The 2218-nt window shown below is 56.0% G+C and carries 2 rRNA genes (1 of these 2 cut by a window edge); both read right to left on the bottom strand.

Annotated elements, in window-relative coordinates:
• Positions 1-90, bottom strand: a 23S ribosomal RNA gene (locus tag ACIP6W_RS16275) (it extends 3117 nt beyond the left edge of the window).
• A gap of 412 nt (positions 91-502) precedes the next feature.
• Positions 503-2024: ribosomal RNA gene (locus ACIP6W_RS16270) — 16S ribosomal RNA — on the bottom strand.
• The 16S and 23S rRNA genes sit together here, the layout of an rRNA operon.
• Positions 2025-2218 lie beyond the last annotated feature (194 nt).

Genomic DNA, 2218 nt, shown 5'->3' with positions numbered 1-2218 from the left:
ATCAGCTCCCCGAGGCTTATCGCAGATTTCTACGTCCTTCTTCGGCTCCAGATGCCAAGGCATCCACCGTTTGCTCTTAGAAACTTGACCACAAAGATTAAAATTGCGATCGACTCGAACAACAACCAACCCGAAAGCCGGTCATCATCACGAGCGATCTAAGATGCTCGCGTCCACTGTGTAGTTCTCAACATACGATCGGCACCAGCACTCCCCCACCAACCGGTAGGTTCACCCTGGCCCAACGAAGGACCCGTAGGCCCAACCCCCGCCAACACTCACGTGTCAACAGGAAGCCTGGTCCCTCAGGACCCAACAACGTGCACCAGCCGACCCGCTCACCCCGACCCGTCCCAACCAGCAAGCTGGCGTACTAGGGCCGGAAGCTACGCTCCCGACTGCACTGTCAATGTTCCACCCATGAGCTACCGGCAACCACGTTCGGGTTACTCGGCGCCTGAACCAGACACCTGCAGAGCAGGGCCGGTCAGATGCTCCTTAGAAAGGAGGTGATCCAGCCGCACCTTCCGGTACGGCTACCTTGTTACGACTTAGTCCTAATCACCGATCCCACCTTCGACGGCTCCTTCCACAAGGGTTAGGCCACCGGCTTCGGGTGTTACCGACTTTCATGACTTGACGGGCGGTGTGTACAAGGCCCGGGAACGTATTCACCGCAGCGTTGCTGATCTGCGATTACTAGCGACTCCGACTTCATGAGGTCGAGTTGCAGACCTCAATCCGAACTGAGACCGGCTTTTTGGGATTCGCTCCACCTTACGGTATCGCAGCCCTTTGTACCGGCCATTGTAGCATGCGTGAAGCCCAAGACATAAGGGGCATGATGATTTGACGTCATCCCCACCTTCCTCCGAGTTGACCCCGGCAGTCTCCTATGAGTCCCCGCCATAACGCGCTGGCAACATAGAACGAGGGTTGCGCTCGTTGCGGGACTTAACCCAACATCTCACGACACGAGCTGACGACAACCATGCACCACCTGTACACCGACCACAAGGGGGCGACCATCTCTGGCCGTTTCCGGTGTATGTCAAGCCTTGGTAAGGTTCTTCGCGTTGCATCGAATTAATCCGCATGCTCCGCCGCTTGTGCGGGCCCCCGTCAATTCCTTTGAGTTTTAGCCTTGCGGCCGTACTCCCCAGGCGGGGCGCTTAATGCGTTAGCTACGACACAGAAACCGTGGAAAGGTCCCTACATCTAGCGCCCAACGTTTACGGCGTGGACTACCAGGGTATCTAATCCTGTTCGCTCCCCACGCTTTCGCTCCTCAGCGTCAGTTACGGCCCAGAGATCTGCCTTCGCCATCGGTGTTCCTCCTGATATCTGCGCATTCCACCGCTACACCAGGAATTCCAATCTCCCCTACCGCACTCTAGTCTGCCCGTACCCACTGCAAGCCCGAGGTTGAGCCTCGGGATTTCACAGCAGACGCGACAAACCGCCTACGAGCTCTTTACGCCCAATAATTCCGGACAACGCTTGCACCCTACGTATTACCGCGGCTGCTGGCACGTAGTTAGCCGGTGCTTTTTCTGCAGGTACCGTCACTTTCGCTTCTTCCCTACTAAAAGAGGTTTACAACCCGAAGGCCGTCATCCCTCACGCGGCGTTGCTGCATCAGGCTTTCGCCCATTGTGCAATATTCCCCACTGCTGCCTCCCGTAGGAGTCTGGGCCGTGTCTCAGTCCCAGTGTGGCCGGTCACCCTCTCAGGCCGGCTACCCGTCGTCGCCTTGGTGAGCCATTACCTCACCAACAAGCTGATAGGCCGCGAGTCCATCCCCAACCAAAAAATCTTTCCACCACCAGACCATGCGGCCAGTGATCATATCCAGTATTAGACGTCGTTTCCAACGCTTATCCCAGAGTCAGGGGCAGGTTACTCACGTGTTACTCACCCGTTCGCCACTAATCACAGGAGCAAGCTCCTGATCATCGTTCGACTTGCATGTGTTAAGCACGCCGCCAGCGTTCGTCCTGAGCCAGGATCAAACTCTCCGTAAAAAATTACAGATCCGACACCCGAAAGCGCCGAACCGAGTTGATTCTGACTGTTGACTGTCTACTGACAATCTTCAATCCAAAAGGAATTGTCTCCGACGACCACAACCAAAGCTGCAATCGCACGGGGTCAAAATAATTGGCATTGACAATGTGCACGCTGTTGAGTTCTCAAGGACCAGACGCACCCCCCACTC

Origin of the sequence: Curtobacterium sp. NPDC088465 (genome assembly GCF_044753165.1) — a bacterium.
In the GTDB taxonomy this organism is placed as follows: domain Bacteria; phylum Actinomycetota; class Actinomycetes; order Actinomycetales; family Microbacteriaceae; genus Curtobacterium.
Note: the sequence above shows the minus strand (reverse complement) of the source record. Positions and strands in the feature narration are given on the sequence as shown.